Below are 16459 nucleotides of genomic sequence, written 5' to 3' on the forward strand. Positions count from 1 at the left end.
CCCTACACCGAAGCCTTCAACTGGGTGGCTGCGTACTGCTCAACCAACAGACGCGAGATCGAGTCACCGTCCAGAGGGGTCAGACGAGCACTGCAACCGCCACACACCACTTGTTTGCGTTCATTGAGTTGGGCATGCACCGCGCCACACTCAGGGCAGGTCTCGGGGAGGTAGTTGAAAACGTTATGGCATTGCTGCGCCCAGTTACGCACGGTGGTGGCCGAGAAGACATCGCCCGGCTGCATGCCCGCGTGCAACTGGCCCGGCGCATAAGCGCTGAGGCTCTGTTCCAGCAAGGCCACGCCGTCCTGCGTGATTCGGCCTTTTTCGACAAACCGGGTGGCGTCGCCGAACACCGCTACCGCGTGATCCAGCACGCTGGTTTTCGGCAAGGTGCAACCGTACTGACGGCCCAACTGGAAGCTCAGGTCGACGATGTCCAGCGAGTCGGCGCCGAGGTCGTCAACGATACTGCTGTGCTCTGCCACGTCGGCCCGGTCCAACACCAGCAACTGCGCAAGAATCTCCTGTGTACTGCTGATAACGCTGTCCAATTCCAAGGGATTGTTCATTGATTGTTTCCCTACAAAAGCCGCATTGAATGAATAAATTCATCGGGCCAAAAAATGCTGTTTTCAGGCCAGATATATCGAGGGCCGGGAGTCTAAAGTCTCCCCCTAAGGGGAGAGTCAACGTGCCATCATCGCTTTTTGCGAGAAATCCCGACGCGCCCTGGAACCTTTGATTTATGCAGTTCAATGGTGCTTGGAGAGGGATCGTAAAATGACAAAATCGATTGCTTGAAACAGCACGATAGTTCCAAAAGTGGGATATAACCGTGCCCGCAAGCACCAGAGGCATCATGCGCAACGACCTGCTGTTTGCGGTATTCGTCGCTATCGTCATCAACCTGGCGATCTGGATCGTCGGCGCGGAAATCCTGCAGCCCAACGGCATCGAGGTGAAAACGCTCGGCGACCCGGGCAAGGCGTTGGAACTGTTCTTCGGCCCGATCGGCTGGTACATTTTCTTCGTAGGCGTATTCGCCACTTTGTTCGCCAGCATGAAATACCGCAAAGCGCGGCAAGAGTTGATAGCCAGGGCCAGCGCGCATTGGGGACTACCTGTACAGAGCAGACCGCGCGCGAAATCGACCTGGGTATTCGAGGCCTGCTGAAAGACGCTTACGCCCGTGCCCGGACCTTGCTCGAGCAACGACGCGCCGACCTGGACACTGGGGCACGCCTGTTGTTGGCCAGGGAAACCATCACCCCGGAAGAATTCCCGGCGCTGCTGCCGGTGGCCAAGGAGCCTGCCACCTATAATCTGGTCGATGCGGCCAAATGACACTCCGATCCAGTCCGAGTACCGACCATGCTCACCGTCACATTGATCAACATGCTGGTGGTGATCCTGGTGGTGATCATCCACTACGAATGCCTGCTGCGCCTGAACGACTGGCTACCGCGGTTGAAACTGTGGAACCGATTCCGGATCGTCGCAGGCGTATTCGGCGCGCTGCTGGCTCATGCGCTGGAGGTCTGGTGTTTCGCCCTGGTGTATTACCTGATGATTCACGCCGAAGGCTGGGGCACGCTCAGTGGCAACTTCGACGGCAGCTTCCTGGATTGCGTGTACTTTTCCTTCACCACCTACACCACGATAGGCTTTGGCGACATAGCGCCTAACGGCCATCTGAAGTACCTCACCGGCCTGCAAGCGTTGACAGGCCTGGTGCTGATCACCTGGACCGCGTCGTTCCTGTTCCTCGAAATGCAGAAATACTGGAAAGCCAAATAGCGCCTGTTCAGGCGTCTGGGTGTGGCGTCCAGTGCCACAAGTGGACGGCTTGCGAAGGTCACCTGGGGCAGTTGGTTGGAGCACCGTTGCGCTGTAACACGAAAAGGGAGCGTCCATGCTCCTGAACGCGGCCGGGTCGCTCATTTGGTGATGGGAATCACTTTTTCAGGGTGAATCGCTTCGGCGCGCTTGGGCAAGTGCACCAGCAGCACGCCCTTGGCAAACTGGGCAGTGATCTTTTCAGCGTCGACTTCACGGGGCAACTGGAAGACCCGCTCGAAGCTGCCGTAGTGACGCTCTGACAAGTGGTACTCCTTGCGTTTTTCGTCAACCTCTTCCTGCTTCTCGCCGCGGATCACAACGTTGCCATTGACCAGCTTGATCTCGATGTCCTTGTCGTCCACTCCAGGCAGTTCGGCGCTGATGCGAAACTCATCGGCCAGTTCGCTGATATCCATCGCCGGCATGCCATGGCTGAACAGTTCACGGCGCCAGAATGGCTCGACATCGAACGGGGTATGGCTGAACGGCATGCGCAATGGCCGGCGACCGAAATCGTCGAACAGGCTGTCGATCTGACGCCGCAACTGCTGGAATGGGCGCCACAGGTCCGATGGCTCGGTACTTGGCGGCGTAGCCTTGGCAGGTTGGGTGGTTGCGGAAGTGACAGGTACTTTCTTCGCTGTTTCGGACATGGCGACCTCCTCTAATGAGTAATGCCTCCCTGGGAGACGCCTCGATATTGCGCTGGCAGGCAAGCCCCCGTTTGACCTTTATCAATCAGGATGCGGCCACCATCCTCTGTCGGTTTGATCCTGATCAAAGTGTTGCCATCGCAGGGGCTTAGCTTATATGGAACGTGGCCCGCCCAAACCTGTTCGAGGCGCATATGGACCAGGATGACAGTGAGTGTGTCCGTTTGCTGGAAACATTGCCGGGGCCCGGCATACAGTACCTTCGCCTGATGCTGTGCAACCCGCAACGCAGCGAGGCGATGCCAGGCCAGTATTGCCAACTGGCGAATCAAACCCAGCGCTGGACCTGCAACTACATCAGCATGCCTGGCGCAGCAGGTCGGTTCATGGTCGCCACCCGCAGCGTCCTGGCATTGAAGGTCGGAGATCTGCTGGAGTACTCAGGCCCTCTGGGCAGCGCCTGGCCGGTGCCCTTGCAGAGTGTGCGACTGCTGGCTATCACTCACGGCGAGGGGGTTTTGGCGCTACTTTGCACACTGGATGAGGTTCGCTGTTGGCTACCTTGGGTAGAGGTGAGGCTGTTGCACGAAAGCTTTGAGCAGGAGCAACTGCCCGCTGAATGTAAGCCATGGATCTCAGCGTTTACCTCGGTGCCGCGCAACAGCAGAAGCGTTTGGAGTCAACTGACTGAACAGCTGGAGGATTTCAAGCCGGACACTGTCTACTGCTGCGCGCCATCCTTGGTGGCAAGGCATGCCGCGCGCATCTGTTGGCAAAAAGGGGTCCCGATACAGCGTATCTGGTTGCGGGCAGACCATGTGTCGCGTCCATCCTGGAATTGTCAATTTCCTCTGAATGGGCCTGTGCAACGTTATGACAGGATTCTCGAGGCCCTCAATTCGGCTCCTCCATCCGACTGAGCTTGAGCAGGCCCTGTTGATCGATGAGTCGGACTTCCCGGCCAACGCATTGCAGGAGCCCAGCCTGATTGAACCGGCTGAAAAGCCGGGAGACAGTTTCCAGGGTAAGGTCCAGGTAGTTTGCGATATCTCCTCGCGACATGGGCAGATTAAGGACGTCTGCACGCAAACCTCTTTCTTGATAACGCGCCGCCATGCCCAACAGGAAAAGCGAAAGGCGCTGCTCGGCTCGTCCGTGGCAACAGCGCAGGTGTTCGTCCTTGCCTTGAATACCCAGGCTGAGCATGTGCAACAGTTGATAGCGCAATCCGGGTATCTGCCCCGACAGATCAACCAACTGGTCCAGCCGGATCGAGCAGACTAGCGAAACGTCCAGCGCCAACGCATAGCTCCGATAATGACTTGCCCCGATAGCGTCCAGCCCCAAGATTTCGCCCGGCAGAACGAAGCCGGTGACCCGCTCGTTGCCCTCGGTATCAATCAGAAAATTCTTGATGACTCCTGAGCGCAGGGCAAACACATGCTCCATGGGCTCATCGGCCTTGAACAGATACTCGCCCCTCTTCAAAGGGCGGTTACGGCGAATGATACGCTCCAGCTTTTCCACTTCATCGACGCTTAGGCTGGCGGGCAGGCAAAGTCGGCTCAAAGAGCACGCAAGGCACTTTACCTGGGGCTTTATACCCATATCTTCAGGGCCTGACATGACGATGTCTCCGCTTTTTCTTGCGGGCTCTATAAACGCTAGCCGCTTCGCCCGAAGTTTCTGAGGCAACTGACCAAGGGTCATGGCTGTGCCCTAAAGCTTGATCAAGATCAAGTCAGGCCAGTGCGCTGCCCTCATGCTCGACTTAGACAGCCTTCAACCCGTGTTCCTGTCTGAAGGCCCCTGGGCCTTATAAATCTGCATTGTCTGGTAACGTGTAGAGGATGTGTCATGAATACCTTACTGAACGAACTTCACGCCTATCACCATGACATGGCCAATAAGATAAGCCAGATCAGGAAGTTGCTGAAAAAGCTAAAGCATGAACCCGATGCCACTGATGACTGTAAGCTTTTGTTCGAAATGTTGGAGGCCTTGCACAGCAATGCAGAGCGGCACCACCATGAGAATGAAGAAATCATTCGGCGAGCCTTGCTGGCCACGGAGGCGCCGATCCACCCGCGGATCCTGGATATCGAGCGAGATCACCAGGCATTTGCGCGCATTGCTGGGCAATTGAAAACATTAGCGGCTACGACAAAAGACACGAAAGTAATCGCTGACACTGTCGATGACTATATCGAAAAATATTACGACCACATGGAGTCGGAGGAAAACATATTCTTTCCAGCTGCAGACAAATGGCTTTCAAACAGTCAATGGCTGGAAATAAAACATCAATGGCATTAACTGGAGTGCAAATTCAAGCGCCCAACCGCCCCATCTCAATCACACGAGGATACTGCCATGGCTTCTGCTGATACTTCCCGTCAACATACCGCGCCCTCGTTTCCCAAGCCTGCGGGCGAACATTGGATCGAAGCCCTCGACAATGGCACCCATGTACTGATCAGGCCGCTGCAAGCCAAGGACCGGGAGCGCGAGAGGGCCTTCATCGAACGGCTGTCACCGCAGTCGCGGCATTTTCGCTTCCTGTGCCAGATCAAAGAGCCCGGTGAGGCGATGCTCGACCAGTTGATGGCGGTCGACCAGGACCGACAAGCGGCTTATGTCGCCCTCGCCCATGTGGACGGCGAGCTGCAGGAGGTGGGCATATCGCGTTATGCCGCCATTGCCGGCAAGGATGAATGCGAATGCGCCGTGACAGTACTCGACAGCTGGCAGCACCATGGCCTGGGCCGCCTGCTGCTCAAGCACCTGACCGATCATGCCCGGGCAAAGGGCCTGCGGCAGATGTACTCGATCGACTCAGCCGCCAACCTGGCGATGCGCGACCTGGCCAAGGCGGCAGGATTCACCACCACTACCGATCCGGATGATCCGGCCCAGGTCATCCATCGCCTCAACCTGACCTGAAGCGCCGCTGCGCCAGCGCCTGGGGCAGCCACCGTGCTGCCCCGCCCTCTGCAAGCCCCGCGACCTCCGGCCCTATCCGCACGAGGAGGTATCCGTGAACAAAGAGCAAGATCATGCGACATGGAAACCTCCCGCGCCGCGACGGGCGCCTGTCGTTTCAGCTACTGGCAAGCACTACATAACATTCAAGGCAGCGTCGCCCGGGCCTCTTCAGGCAGCAGGTCGAACTGCTCGAGGCAGCGCTGTTCATCGTCTGCCGTCAACGCCTTGTATGCGCTCACTTCCCGCATCGGCGTTTCGAACAAGGCCAGGCGTATCACCCCATTACGGTCGAGAAACGTCTGCGCCAGGCAGGTACACACCGGCTTGCCGACCAATGCCGTGAGCTTTTCATCCTCAGGGGTGTTCACCCGGGCCTGCAGGCTGTCTGTGCAATTTTCCACGATTCGGTCCACCGAGCGCCCCGCCAGCCAAACCGTGCCGCCAGCGAGCAACGCCAGGAACAGCAACATGCCCAAGAGCACGTTCGACTCCTGGGTGACCGAGCGCAGGAAGGCAAGCCGAGCCTGCCAGCCCGTGGCCTGGCCGTTGAATATGGTCTTGCCTACCGTGCGTTTCACGCCACGCTGCACCACCCACCCCAACGCCACGCACAAGGCGAGCAACGCCAGCAGCATAAGTGGATGTTGCATCGGCAGGCGCCAGTTCGGGTTCAACGACCGGTAGGCAGCGACCACGACGAGCAGTGCGAAGATTGCCACGATAAACCCCAGGCTACCCCGTGGCCGATGCATCCAGGCCCGGAGTTTCGCCCTTGCTTGTGTATCCATGACAGCCTCCCGGCCCAGGCTAGCGCACTGGGTCAATAGCAACCGTTTCGTGGTACTCGGGTACGTACACCTGCCAACCGAGCTCGATGCTGATCCGCCGCCGCAACGTGTCGGCGGCGTGCGGCTCACCATGGATGACATAGGTCTGGCGTGGCGGGCGGGCGAAACCGCGCAACCACTCCATGATCTCGTCGGCATCGACGTGCGCAGAGAGATTATCCATCGCATGCACCTGGGCCCGGATAGGCACGTCTTCACCGTGCAGGCGGACACTGCGCGCACCGGCGACGATGTCGGCGCCGCGCGTACCGCCGGCCTGGAAACCAGAGAACAGAATGCTGTTGCGTGGGTTGGGGGCCAGCGCCTTGAGATGGTGCAAGACTCGTCCACCGGTCGCCATGCCACTGGCGGCGATAATGACCGCGGGCTCACGCAGCTGATCCAGATGCCGGGATTCATCGACGGTACGGATGATATGCGTGCCCCTGCACATGTCGGCGCATTCCGCCAACGTCAGGCGATGCTCGCTCCGGAACTGCTGGTAAAGGGTGGTTGCGTCTGTGGCCATCGGGCTGTTGAGGTAGACCGGAATGTCGGGTATCAGGCCATCGCGCTTGAGCTTGTACAGGTAATACATCAGCAACTGGGCCCGGCCAACCGCGAATGAGGGCACCAAGGTGATGCCGTGGCGCAAGAGAGTCTGGTTGATGACCTGGGCCAGAAACTGCTCGGTCGATTCGCTTGGATGCTGGCGATCGCCATAGGTGGACTCCACCAGCAGCACGTCTGCCGTCCTGATCAGTTCCGGCGCGCGCATGATCGGGTCTTGTGGCCGGCCCAGGTCGCCAGAGAAGACCAAGGTCTGGCCGTCGACCTTGATCTGTACCGTCGCCGCGCCGAGTATGTGCCCAGCCGTGCGCAACAGCAGCTCCATCCCCGGCGCAATCATGGTCGGGTGATGCAACTCCACAGGGCGCAACAATGCCAAGGCACGCTTTGCATCCTGTTCGGTGTAAAGCGGGCGTGCCGGCGAATGCTTCGAGTAGCCGTGCCGGTTGGCATGCTCTGCCTGCTCTTCTTGCAGCCGGGCACTGTCGAGCAACAGGATTTCGGCCAAGGCACAGGTGGCCGGTGTTGCGTAGATCGGCCCGGTATAGCCTTCCTTCGCGAGCACCGGAAGATAACCGCTGTGGTCGAGGTGGGCGTGGGTCAGCACCACGGCATCGAGCGCGCGCAGCGCCGCCGATAGCGGTTCCCAGTTGCGCAGGCGCAGTTGCTTGTAGCCTTGGAACAGCCCGCAGTCGATCAGCACGCGGCTGCTCTCGTGGGTCAATAGGAACTTGCTGCCCGTCACGGTCCCGGTACCACCGAGGAATGTCAGTTGCATGGCTAGGGCTCCAAGGTTTCGGCCGCTTGAGGGTGAACCGCAAGGACGCTGCACGGCGGGCGGCTGACGATGCGTTCTGTGGTGTCGCCGAGCAGTTTGTCCAGGCCCTTTGGCTGCACGACGCCCATGACCACCGCGTCGATATCCAGCACAGCGACTTGCTCGCGAATCACCTGAACCGGGCCACCTTCCAGGAAGTGGCGGCAATCGGCCGGGACCCCCTCGGCGTCCGCCAAGGTGTCGAACGGCTCCTTCAAGGCATTGCGCATCTCATCGATCCACGCCTGGGTAACGTTCATGTCCGAGGCGAACACGCCCGCCAGGTTGTAGGCCGAGAGCAGGTGCAGCTGTGCATCGCATTGCAGTGCCAGCGCCTGCGCTGCACGAATCAGCCTGCGGTTGAAGGACGCCTGGTCCTCGGGGGTTTCGCTGAAGGAGGTGTCCACGGCGACCAGCACGCGCCGGGGCAGCGACACCGCCGCCTCCGGTACGAAGTGCGTGATGCCCTTCAAGCCCCGCATCAACGCGCAATCCAGGGGCGTGCTGAACAGGCGCATCATGGTTGGCGTCACTTCGCTGTCCTTGATGACCATATCGGGGTGCAGTTCGCTGATGTAGTCGATGGCCTGGCTGCGGATGTCATCTGCCTGCAAGGTGTCGACCGTCAAAGCGATGCCGCTGCCACGGTGACGCTCGACCAACCCCGCCAGCCGCAAACCGTAGTGGTCGAACTGACGCTGGATATCGGCCTCGTTCAATCGCTCTTCGCGCAGCAGGTGCTCCTGCGTCGGTTCGAACAAGCCCAGTACATGCACACTGGCACCACTGACATGCGCCAGGGCCAGGGCCCGGCGCAGCGCGGCCGAATGCGGATCGAGCTCGGTGAGCAGCACCAGCAGTTGACGATATTGACCCATGGCGAACCTCCGGGCTTGCGCGGCTGGCGTGATGATGTAGGCGATTGTCCGAAAGCAGGCCTGTTCGCGCTTGATGCAGATCAGAAAACCACCATCCGAGCCGGAACTTGACGATTGTCAGAACCGGCGCCGCCCAGCACGGTACAACAGCTCTGGCAAGCATCGACCAGGTGACCGGGAGGCGACATGAACAGGCAACAGACTGAAAAGCCAGACGCGTGCGAGCATTGGATCGACAAGCTTTCTGATGGCTCTGCCGTACTGATCCGCCCCCTGCGCGAGGAAGACCGCGAAAGGGACCGCCGCTTTCTCAGCACGATCGCCTTCGAGGCCCGGCGTTTCCGCTTCATCGCCGGGCTCAGTGGCGGTGTGCCGAGCCTGGATGCGCAGCATATGCCGGTGGATCATCACCAGTGCGAAGCCTACGTTGCCCTGGTCCATGCAGATGGCCAGTTGCGCCAGATCGGGGTCAGCCGGTATGCCAGTGTTCCCGGCAGCCTCCAGTGCGAATGCGCGGTAGCCGTAAATGAAGAATGGCAACGCAAGGGGCTGGGCCGGCTGCTGATGCAGCACCTGATCGCGGCCGCGAAGCGCAATGGCTTCCACTGCATGATCTCCAGGGACCTGGCGAACAACTACGCCATGCACCGGCTGACCAAGACCCTGGGGTTCACCTCCCGCTACCTGGGTGGCGATGTCAGCGAAATCCTTCACGAGCTCGATCTTCACGCCTGAAAGCAAGGCCCTTTCGGGCCTTGTCTCTCAGCCTTGGGAATGCTCTGGTGATATCACCAGCACGCTGCTGGACAACCGATGCAATACCCGCTCCGCAGTGCTACCGATGAACCAGCCAATGCCGCGATGGTGGTAACTGCCCATGACCAGCACATCGATATCATTGTTCTCCATGAACAGCGCCAGCACCTTGGCCGGGTCTCCCAGCCGCAGGTGGCGGTGTTCGGCGGCGATACCGTTACGTTCGGCCAGTGCCTGGAATGCCTCGCTTTGCGCCTCGTGCAGCGTCTGGGCGAGGTTGGAGTCGAACAGAAACGAATGCTCGCGGCTGCCGCCTGAGTCCAGGTACATGGACCCCAGGTCATAGGCATATAGCAGTTCGATCTGGGCGTTGCACTGTAATGCCAGTTTCAGCGCTTCACTGATGATCTGGTCATTGAACCCCTCAAACTGGTCCTCGGGGCGGGACAGGTCCACGGCAGCCAGAATCTTGCGCGGCAGCGCGTGGCTGGCCTGATGCACCAGGTGCAGGGGGATGCGGGTTTCCCGCAGCAACTGAATGTCGAGCGAGGTGAACATCGCCCGCGCCCACCAGGGTTCATGCTCGAAGGCTTTGATCAGCATGGCGAACGGCTGCTCGCGCAGGTGGACGAGGATCTCGTCCAGCGGATGCTGCACCCATACCACTTCGGTGGTGACCGTGACCCCGTTACGGCGCATCGAAAGCGCTTGGGTTTCCAGCCATTCACGGTGTTGCTGTACATAACCTTCACGCATCACAGCCAGTGTCTGGTCGTTGACCAGGCCCGCCGTGGCAAGGCCTTCGAGATAGTCGAAAGCAACGATATGCAGGGCCATGCCCTTGGCCTTGGCCAGCGCAGCCGCACGGTCGTAGACCGGGGTGCGCCGCATCAGGGGCGAGGCGATCAGCAAGAGTCTTTGCGGGTTGTCCATGGCGCACCTCAGCGGTTGGGAAGTGTTCCTGGATCATCCATCACCCGCACCTGGCGGATTTGATGTTTATCAACTGAACCACTGGGCGGACAAACGGCAACGCCCGCGGCGCGGAAATTTGATACTGGTCAAAGCTCTTGGCCGTTAACGGCGCAATCTGACCCTACACCAACAACAATCATCGAATGCCCCGGAGGCGTGCCATGGCGCTCATGAAAACCATCGAACGTCGCCTATGGTCGTTCGCCAACCAGCGCGATAGCGCGATGAAAATGGCAATCACGCCCTGAACACCCCTGTTGCCGGCAGGGATGCCTTCGTTTTCGCATGGATTTGCAGTTGGTTTGCTCATGCATGCTTTTGGAGGCTTCCATGAACATCTACGTCGAAAATAGCCCTCAGCAGAACCGCTGGTGGGTCCGCATGGACGACTGCCGGGTGAGCTTCGTTACGTCCACCGAAGCGCAAGCCTTTGTCGACCGGTTGAATGCGCGCCTCAACGCGCCCCACTCGCGGGACATGCTCGCCGACTGGTCACCACGCCCAGGTATGGGCAGCGTTGGCAAAGCCAATGCAGGGATGGCAGCCCAGGCAGGTCTCCGATGCGCGAAGGAGGCCTGAAAATGACTGGCCTACTGAAAGTGACCTTGCTCGACCAACCTGCAGCGTCGAGCCCGGCAACCCCGATTCACCTGAAACCGCTGACGACCCTGTGCACAGAGTGCCGTGTCAGCGGGCTGTGCCTGCCCACCGGTCTGCCCGTGCATGACAACAGTTGCCTGGGCGCACTGATCGGCCCGCGCATGCGTATTCGCAAAGGCGCCGCGCTGTTCAACGCCAACGATCCGCTGACGACGCTTTATGCCGTGCGCTGTGGCAGCTTCAAGACCAGCCTGAACAGCGCCGAAGGCCAGGGCGTGGTGATCAATTTCTGGATGCCGGGCGATGTACTTGGGCTCGACGCCATCGCCACCGAACATCACGTATGCGATGCCATTGCCCTGGAAGACAGCGAGGTGTGCCCTGTCCCCTATCGCCGGCTGCAGGCATTGGCGCGTGACTTTCCCGTCCTGCAGCAAAGCCTGAACCGTTTGATGAGCCGAGAAATCGTGCGTGAGCATGAGCGGGTGCTGATGCTGTGCAACCTCACCGCCGAACAGCGCCTGGCAAGCTTCCTGGTTGGGTTGTCACAGCGCTTCGTCAGCCGCGGCTACTCTGCCCACGGCTTCATGCTGCGCATGTCCCGGGAAGACATGGCTTCGTACCTGGGCCTGCGCCTGGAAACCGTGTGTCGCTCAGTCGCCCGCATGCGCGCGCTGGGCATCGTCAGCATGCGTGGCAGGCTTGTCGAGATACTCGATCTGCCAGCCTTGATAGCCCTTGAGCAAGGCGGCGCGGAAGTCAGCCCCAAGGACACCCCGAAGGCGCCATGCTCGACGCGGTAAATGTCAGCCACGGTGCCGTCGCGCTGGGCATCGGCATGTTGGTGGGGCTTGAGCGCGAGCGCAAGAAAGGCCGCAATGAAGATCATGCCGCTGCCGGCCTTAGGACCTTCGCCATCACCGCCCTGCTGGGCTACGTCAGCATGTTGCTGGCCGGGCCGGTACTGGTCGGGGTCGCCAGCCTGGGCCTGGTTCTGATGCTGTGCATGCATTACCGCAAACACGCCGACAAAGACCCCGAAGTCACCAGCGAAATCGCCCTGCTACTGGTGCTGACGCTGGGCGCACTGAGCCTTGACGAGCCAGAACTTGCCACGGCGGTCGGCGTGGTGCTGACCGTGCTGCTGGCACTGCGCCGCGAGCTGCACCATTTCGTGCTCCAGCAACTGAGCGAGGAAGAGCTGCGCGATGGTTTGATGCTGCTGACGGTAGCGCTGGTGGTGCTACCGTTGACACCGGACAGGTTCATGGGGCCGTATGGCGCACTCAACCCTCGCACCATCTGTACGCTGGTCGTCCTGCTGATGACCGCCGGTGCACTGGGGCATATCGCAATGCGTCTGGTGGGCCCACGCTACGGCTTGCCCCTGAGCGCGATCGCCTCAGGTTTCGCCTCCGGCACGGCAACCATTGCGCTGCTTGCCCATGAGGCACGTCGGCAAGTCACAGCCGTGAGGCCCTTGGCCGCCGCAGCCGTACTGTCGAACCTCGCCAGCATCGCGCAATTCGCCCTGGTGCTAGGCATCGTCGACCGACACCTGTTGAAGCCTTTCGTGGCCTCGATCGGGCTCGGTACCGTGGGTACGGTGGTTTACGGCACTTTGTTGCTTGCCCCCTGGCGTAGCGACCAAGGCACTTCAACAGCGCATCAGGGCGATGGTGCCTTCGATCTCTTCACAGCGCTGATCATCACCGTCGCCCTGACCGGCAACACCTTGACCAAATGCATTCTGTCCCTCGGTAGCGGCGGCTGCAGCTTCGGGAGATACCTTGTTCCCGGCCAACTGGTCATCCTCGGTGCAATGTGGCTGGGGCTTTTGATATGAGGTTGTATCGGCAACCTCTACCCCCTGGATGAGGACAAGCTTGAGGAACTGAAAAGCTACAGGGACCATGACCACGACATATCCAATCAACCTTGCTCAAGAGTTGGTGCCGCGCCCATCTGCGCTGGTTCGACATGACGCCACTGGAGCACCGTCGGCAGCATGGCGACCCTGTGATCGCCGGTTATGACGCTATTCCCCCGGCTGGCCAACCTCAGGTTTCCGCGCAGGTGCCGTGAACCAGCGCTCGTGCGGCACCCACTTTTCCTGCGCGGGGTCGCCCAGGTAATGCGGCGACATGATCTGCACCCCGTACTCGTTGAACACATCCTGAATGTTGCCGTGCAACAGGCTCAGCAGTTCTGCCCGTGGCCGTGGCTCACTCGGCACCGCCTGCGCCACCAGGCGATACTCGGGGTAGAAATCCGAAAGCCCGGTCTGAAACACCTGCGGCCTGGGTTTTTCCAGTATGCCGTCGGTACGCTTGGCCGCCTCCACCAGCATCGCCTCCACTTGGCGCCACGGCGTGTCGTAACCGATGGTGACCACAGTATCGACGATGTAGCCCTGCCCCTGTACAACACGTGAAAAATTGCGTGTCACCGAGCCGGTGATCATCGAGTTGGGCAAGGTCAACACTTCGCCCAGTCCAGTGCGGATCGTGGTGTTGAACATGCCGACTTCGGTCACCGTGCCCTCGTGGTCACCTACCCGCACATACTCGCCAGCCTTCAAGGTGCGTGAATAGGTCAGGATCAGGCCCGCTGCCGCCTGCCCGACAATGCTGGAGGCGCCGAGAGAAATCATCAGCCCGAGCAGCACCGACAGCCCCTTGAAGGCGTCGGTGCCGGAACCCGGCAGGTACGGGTACGCCATCACCAGGGCGAACAGCCAGATGGCAAGTGAGGTCAGGCGTGTGGTTGGCTGCAGGGTTTCCTCGGTCAGCCACTTGAGGGTGCCCGGCCGAGCCATGCGCTCCAGCAGGCGCCGACTGAAGCCACTGATACCGCGGGCGATGAAAAAAATGATGATAGCCACGGCGATGCCGGGAATTGCCTGCAAAATGCCGTCGAGCAGATAACGTAACAGGTCGATCAAGTGGACGTTGAGGCTTTCCCCCCAAGGCCGGGTGTAGGGGAATTGCGACAGCACGAAGCTCAGCCACTGGTAGCTCAGCAACAGTACTACGCCCCAGTGCAGCAGCCGCAACAGGCGTTCGATCACGGTGTAGACCAGCTGCATGTCCAACAGCGGCATCTGCCCGAGCCGTATCTGCCGGGCGCGCTCGCGCATCAGCTGCGGCAACAGGCCTTGGAGCTTGCGCCGAGCCAGGTTGGTGCCCTTGATGAGCACCACGTAGATCAACGTGGCCAGCGCCGAGTAGCCTGCTGCCTTGAGCAGAAAGCGCAGGCTGCGGGCCTGACCGGTCTCGTCGACCACCAGGCGCAGCATAGCGGCTGCCTGCTCGGCGGCTTCGCGAGTGTCGCCACCGGCCAGGCCCAGGTCCTGCGGCGCAATGATGAAGGCACGCCGCCCTCCCAATAGCACCAGGTGGCTATTCAGGATGGGGTCGACGCTGACCTTCAGCTCATCAGTCCCGCGCAAGGCCTCTTCGATCACGGCTGTGGCCCGTTGCACCCGCGCCGCCGGCGTTTCCCCCAGCAAGGTGGCGTGGAAGATGAAGATGCTGCGATTGGCGATGGTCAGCTCGGCCGGCTCACCGGGCACGCCATCTGTGGCACTGCCTGCAACCTCGATACCGTGCCCGGCCATGGGCTGCAGGGTGAAAAGAATCAACAGCAGGCAATAAAGGCGCTTCATCATGAGATCCCCGGGCCCCTATGGCGAAAACCATGCAGGTAGTGATAGCACAGCGTTTACTGCCCAGGGCTGAGGAACCAGCGGAAATACGGGCGCGGCGGTTCAGGACATCATCCTGTGACACACGGATGCAGCGAAGCACCGTTTGGTACCACCGGACTTGTTGGTCTGAACTTTGCGGTCCGCCCTGGCTTCCCCTGCATATCCAACACGCAAAGATGCGCCTGCCGGGGCAGGTGCCAACGAGCGCTTTGGTATCCGGAGCGTTGCTGGCCCGCGCAGCGTCAAGCGCACCGGGCCTGCTTCTGACTAGCACAGCAAAGGCTGGCATTTCCGAGGTCCAACTACAGGGGTTCGCAAAATGATCGATCAAGCGACAGGTATGAAACCAGGTGAACGCTATCGCGTGGAAAACGTGGAGCGGGCTCATCAGTTCCCTGGCTTCTTTCAAGACGGGAAGTATTATCTCGGCCCTGAGCTTTTGACCGCCGTGGGGTGGATCGAAGGCACGCGCTTCATCTACGACAGCGTGGATGCCGAGGGTGAACCCGTGTTTCCGAACCGGGAGGCTGGCACGATTGAAGGGCTGAGGTTGACCCTGGTCGATGGCACCGCTCTTGAGCTTTCTCGGATCGAGGCCAGCGAAACGATCGCGCCACTTGACGACCACAAGAAATCTGGCACAGAACAGGAAGCGCCCCGCGGGGGCGTTCCGAGCAGAGGGCCACTGCGCGGCAAAGTCGTGGTGATCACTGGCGCTTCCAGCGGTATCGGCCGTGCCGCCGCGCACGCATTTGCCTGCAAGGGCGCTCGCCTGGTGCTCGCTGCGCGCGACGAAGAGGCGTTGTTCGACGTGCTGGATGAATGCACCGACTGCGGTACCGATGCCATCGCGATCACGACCGACGTCACCCGCAACGACCAGGTGCAAGCGCTGGCCGCACAGGCAGCAGAATTCGGCCACGGGCGAATCGATATCTGGATCAACAACGCCGGCGTCGGGGCGGTCGGCAATTTCGAGGACACACCGCTGGAGGCCCACGAGCAGGTCATTCAGACCGACCTGATGGGTTACCTGCGCGGTGCGTTCGTAGCCCTCCCCCTCTTCAAAGCCCAGGGCAGCGGCATCCTGATCAATACACTGTCACTGGGCAGCTGGGTGGCCCAACCCTATGCAGCCGCGTACTCTGCGAGCAAGTTCGGCTTGCGCGGCCTGACCGAGGCGCTGCGGGGGGAATTGACGGAGTTTCCCGATATCCACGTGTGCGATATCTATCCGGCCGTCATGGACACACCGGGCTTCCGAGACGGCGGCAACTACACAGGCCATGCGCTGACGCCTCCGGGCCCTGTATATGATCCCGAACTTGTGGCGAAGGCCATGGTGGCCTGCGCAATCTCACCACGCGCTCACACCACGGTCGGTGCCACGGCCCGCCTGGCGCATCTGGCCAGCTACCTGGTACCGGGCCTGCCTCTGTTATCGGGGTGGCTGACGCGTCGGGGGATAAACCGCAGCCCGAAAGCCGAAACATCATCAGGCAACCTCTTTGAGCCGCCGAGTGGCAGGAGGAGTATCGACGGGGGTTGGAGGAAGTCAAAAGACAAGACGCCTCTACTGATAGGCGCAGCGGCGCTTGGAATGATCGTGGGTTTTGCAATCACCCATTCACGACGCAGGAGCTGAACGACCGTGCCGTCAAAGCCGATGCAAGCCAGATCCTTCCCAAAGGTTGGCGAACAAAGCTCTGCTGCACCACCGGCGCCCGCACGGGTTCTTTCGCGCAACCCGTCGGGCCGAGCAAAATGCAGTAGAGCAAACGCCCCTCTGCCTGACGTCCGAGTTGAACACAGACTTTCCTGTGTGACGACATGAGGTGATGAACGCG

Annotated in this window: 17 protein-coding genes and 2 pseudogenes; 11 read left to right on the plus strand and 8 right to left on the minus strand. The window is 60.4% G+C overall.

The window, feature by feature from the left end:
- Nucleotides 1–2: 2 nt before the first annotated feature.
- The gene (locus tag IMX18_RS12515; RefSeq protein WP_137137435.1) at nucleotides 3–572 is read right to left on the minus strand and encodes an acyl carrier protein; all 570 of its coding nucleotides are present in this window, start codon (nucleotides 570–572) and stop codon (nucleotides 3–5) included.
- 287 nt (nucleotides 573–859) lie between these two features.
- Between IMX18_RS12515 and IMX18_RS12520 the strand changes: the two are divergent.
- The 3 genes and pseudogenes from IMX18_RS12520 to IMX18_RS12530 form a co-directional block, all read left to right on the plus strand.
- Nucleotides 860–1177: pseudogene (locus tag IMX18_RS12520) on the plus strand (divalent metal cation transporter); the annotation flags it as partial.
- Nucleotides 1129–1347, plus strand: a pseudogene (locus IMX18_RS12525) (ATP-dependent zinc metalloprotease FtsH); the annotation flags it as partial. The pseudogenes IMX18_RS12520 and IMX18_RS12525, both read left to right, overlap by 49 nt.
- Nucleotides 1348–1374: 27 nt before the next feature.
- Nucleotides 1375–1800, plus strand: coding sequence for a potassium channel family protein (locus IMX18_RS12530; protein ID WP_015270132.1), 426 nt, complete (start codon nucleotides 1375–1377; stop codon nucleotides 1798–1800).
- A gap of 140 nt (nucleotides 1801–1940) precedes the next feature.
- Here the strand turns inward: IMX18_RS12530 and IMX18_RS12535 are convergent, their stop codons facing one another.
- Nucleotides 1941–2495: an Hsp20/alpha crystallin family protein gene (locus tag IMX18_RS12535; protein WP_217190526.1), complete on the minus strand. Its 555-nt coding sequence runs from the start codon at nucleotides 2493–2495 to the stop codon at nucleotides 1941–1943.
- 194 nt (nucleotides 2496–2689) lie between these two features.
- On the opposite strand from IMX18_RS12535, the gene IMX18_RS12540 reads away from it, so the two are divergent.
- Nucleotides 2690–3415, plus strand: a complete 726-nt coding sequence (locus tag IMX18_RS12540; RefSeq protein WP_015270130.1) for a ferredoxin reductase domain-containing protein — start codon at nucleotides 2690–2692, stop codon at nucleotides 3413–3415.
- On the opposite strand, the gene IMX18_RS12545 is transcribed toward IMX18_RS12540, so the two are convergent.
- The gene (locus IMX18_RS12545) at nucleotides 3390–4121 is read right to left on the minus strand and encodes a helix-turn-helix domain-containing protein (RefSeq protein ID WP_024086875.1); all 732 of its coding nucleotides are present in this window, start codon (nucleotides 4119–4121) and stop codon (nucleotides 3390–3392) included. The genes IMX18_RS12540 and IMX18_RS12545 overlap by 26 nt on opposite strands.
- A 231-nt stretch (nucleotides 4122–4352) precedes the next feature.
- Between IMX18_RS12545 and IMX18_RS12550 the strand changes: the two genes are divergently transcribed.
- Nucleotides 4353–4811, plus strand: coding sequence for a hemerythrin domain-containing protein (locus tag IMX18_RS12550; protein WP_015270128.1), 459 nt, complete (start codon nucleotides 4353–4355; stop codon nucleotides 4809–4811).
- Between the two features lie 57 nt (nucleotides 4812–4868).
- On the plus strand, nucleotides 4869–5438 hold the full coding sequence (locus IMX18_RS12555) for a GNAT family N-acetyltransferase (protein WP_015270127.1): 570 nt from the start codon (nucleotides 4869–4871) through the stop codon (nucleotides 5436–5438).
- 185 nt (nucleotides 5439–5623) lie between these two features.
- Here IMX18_RS12555 and IMX18_RS12560 read toward each other — a convergent pair whose 3' ends face one another.
- The 3 genes from IMX18_RS12560 to IMX18_RS12570 are packed head-to-tail and all read right to left on the minus strand — an operon-like array spanning nucleotide 5624 to nucleotide 8572.
- The gene (locus IMX18_RS12560; protein WP_043935573.1) at nucleotides 5624–6232 is read right to left on the minus strand and encodes a hypothetical protein; all 609 of its coding nucleotides are present in this window, start codon (nucleotides 6230–6232) and stop codon (nucleotides 5624–5626) included.
- A gap of 55 nt (nucleotides 6233–6287) precedes the next feature.
- Entirely contained in the window at nucleotides 6288–7655 is a 1368-nt protein-coding gene (locus tag IMX18_RS12565) for an MBL fold metallo-hydrolase RNA specificity domain-containing protein (RefSeq protein ID WP_137137434.1), read from the minus strand.
- Between the two features lie 2 nt (nucleotides 7656–7657).
- A complete protein-coding gene (locus IMX18_RS12570; protein ID WP_054572913.1) occupies nucleotides 7658–8572 on the minus strand; it encodes a universal stress protein in 915 nt (304 codons plus the stop codon).
- A gap of 186 nt (nucleotides 8573–8758) precedes the next feature.
- Here IMX18_RS12570 and IMX18_RS12575 point away from each other — a divergent pair, with 186 nt between their 5' ends.
- Nucleotides 8759–9307 carry a GNAT family N-acetyltransferase gene (locus tag IMX18_RS12575; protein ID WP_015270123.1) on the plus strand — a complete coding sequence of 183 codons (549 nt, stop codon included), beginning with the start codon at nucleotides 8759–8761 and terminating at the stop codon, nucleotides 9305–9307.
- Between the two features lie 27 nt (nucleotides 9308–9334).
- Here the strand turns inward: IMX18_RS12575 and IMX18_RS12580 are convergent, their stop codons facing one another.
- On the minus strand, nucleotides 9335–10261 hold the full coding sequence (locus IMX18_RS12580; protein ID WP_015270122.1) for a universal stress protein: 927 nt from the start codon (nucleotides 10259–10261) through the stop codon (nucleotides 9335–9337).
- A gap of 372 nt (nucleotides 10262–10633) precedes the next feature.
- Here IMX18_RS12580 and IMX18_RS12585 point away from each other — a divergent pair, with 372 nt between their 5' ends.
- Genes IMX18_RS12585 through IMX18_RS12595 form a run of 3 tightly spaced genes read left to right on the plus strand, consistent with a single transcriptional unit; the run spans nucleotide 10634 to nucleotide 12749 of the window.
- Nucleotides 10634–10882 carry a hypothetical protein gene (locus IMX18_RS12585; protein WP_223997932.1) on the plus strand — a complete coding sequence of 83 codons (249 nt, stop codon included), beginning with the start codon at nucleotides 10634–10636 and terminating at the stop codon, nucleotides 10880–10882.
- Nucleotides 10883–10884: 2 nt separating this feature from the next.
- The gene (locus IMX18_RS12590) at nucleotides 10885–11706 is read left to right on the plus strand and encodes a helix-turn-helix domain-containing protein (protein ID WP_015270120.1); all 822 of its coding nucleotides are present in this window, start codon (nucleotides 10885–10887) and stop codon (nucleotides 11704–11706) included.
- Nucleotides 11691–12749, plus strand: a complete 1059-nt coding sequence (locus IMX18_RS12595; RefSeq protein WP_217190524.1) for an MgtC/SapB family protein — start codon at nucleotides 11691–11693, stop codon at nucleotides 12747–12749. The genes IMX18_RS12590 and IMX18_RS12595 overlap by 16 nt, the downstream gene beginning before the upstream one ends.
- Nucleotides 12750–12941: 192 nt before the next feature.
- On the opposite strand, the gene IMX18_RS12600 is transcribed toward IMX18_RS12595, so the two are convergent.
- Nucleotides 12942–14570, minus strand: coding sequence for a mechanosensitive ion channel family protein (locus IMX18_RS12600; protein WP_015270118.1), 1629 nt, complete (start codon nucleotides 14568–14570; stop codon nucleotides 12942–12944).
- Between the two features lie 361 nt (nucleotides 14571–14931).
- On the opposite strand from IMX18_RS12600, the gene IMX18_RS12605 reads away from it, so the two are divergent.
- A complete protein-coding gene (locus IMX18_RS12605; protein WP_217190521.1) occupies nucleotides 14932–16257 on the plus strand; it encodes an SDR family oxidoreductase in 1326 nt (441 codons plus the stop codon).
- Nucleotides 16258–16459 lie beyond the last annotated feature (202 nt).

The organism is Pseudomonas shirazica, from assembly GCF_015168335.1.
Lineage (GTDB): Bacteria > Pseudomonadota > Gammaproteobacteria > Pseudomonadales > Pseudomonadaceae > Aquipseudomonas > Aquipseudomonas asiatica.

Excerpts from the sequence above, each read along its gene's own strand:
- IMX18_RS12515 (WP_137137435.1), bottom strand. The coding sequence starts at position 572 with ATGAACAATCCCTTGGAATTGGACAGCGTTATCAGCAGTACACAGGAG.
- IMX18_RS12530 (WP_015270132.1), top strand. The coding sequence starts at position 1,375 with ATGCTCACCGTCACATTGATCAACATGCTGGTGGTGATCCTGGTGGTG.
- IMX18_RS12535 (WP_217190526.1), bottom strand. The coding sequence starts at position 2,495 with ATGTCCGAAACAGCGAAGAAAGTACCTGTCACTTCCGCAACCACCCAA.
- IMX18_RS12540 (WP_015270130.1), top strand. The coding sequence starts at position 2,690 with ATGGACCAGGATGACAGTGAGTGTGTCCGTTTGCTGGAAACATTGCCG.
- IMX18_RS12545 (WP_024086875.1), bottom strand. The coding sequence starts at position 4,121 with ATGTCAGGCCCTGAAGATATGGGTATAAAGCCCCAGGTAAAGTGCCTT.
- IMX18_RS12550 (WP_015270128.1), top strand. The coding sequence starts at position 4,353 with ATGAATACCTTACTGAACGAACTTCACGCCTATCACCATGACATGGCC.
- IMX18_RS12555 (WP_015270127.1), top strand. The coding sequence starts at position 4,869 with ATGGCTTCTGCTGATACTTCCCGTCAACATACCGCGCCCTCGTTTCCC.
- IMX18_RS12560 (WP_043935573.1), bottom strand. The coding sequence starts at position 6,232 with ATGCATCGGCCACGGGGTAGCCTGGGGTTTATCGTGGCAATCTTCGCA.
- IMX18_RS12565 (WP_137137434.1), bottom strand. The coding sequence starts at position 7,655 with ATGCAACTGACATTCCTCGGTGGTACCGGGACCGTGACGGGCAGCAAG.
- IMX18_RS12570 (WP_054572913.1), bottom strand. The coding sequence starts at position 8,572 with ATGGGTCAATATCGTCAACTGCTGGTGCTGCTCACCGAGCTCGATCCG.
- IMX18_RS12575 (WP_015270123.1), top strand. The coding sequence starts at position 8,759 with ATGAACAGGCAACAGACTGAAAAGCCAGACGCGTGCGAGCATTGGATC.
- IMX18_RS12580 (WP_015270122.1), bottom strand. The coding sequence starts at position 10,261 with ATGGACAACCCGCAAAGACTCTTGCTGATCGCCTCGCCCCTGATGCGG.
- IMX18_RS12585 (WP_223997932.1), top strand. The coding sequence starts at position 10,634 with ATGAACATCTACGTCGAAAATAGCCCTCAGCAGAACCGCTGGTGGGTC.
- IMX18_RS12590 (WP_015270120.1), top strand. The coding sequence starts at position 10,885 with ATGACTGGCCTACTGAAAGTGACCTTGCTCGACCAACCTGCAGCGTCG.
- IMX18_RS12595 (WP_217190524.1), top strand. The coding sequence starts at position 11,691 with ATGCTCGACGCGGTAAATGTCAGCCACGGTGCCGTCGCGCTGGGCATC.
- IMX18_RS12600 (WP_015270118.1), bottom strand. The coding sequence starts at position 14,570 with ATGAAGCGCCTTTATTGCCTGCTGTTGATTCTTTTCACCCTGCAGCCC.
- IMX18_RS12605 (WP_217190521.1), top strand. The coding sequence starts at position 14,932 with ATGATCGATCAAGCGACAGGTATGAAACCAGGTGAACGCTATCGCGTG.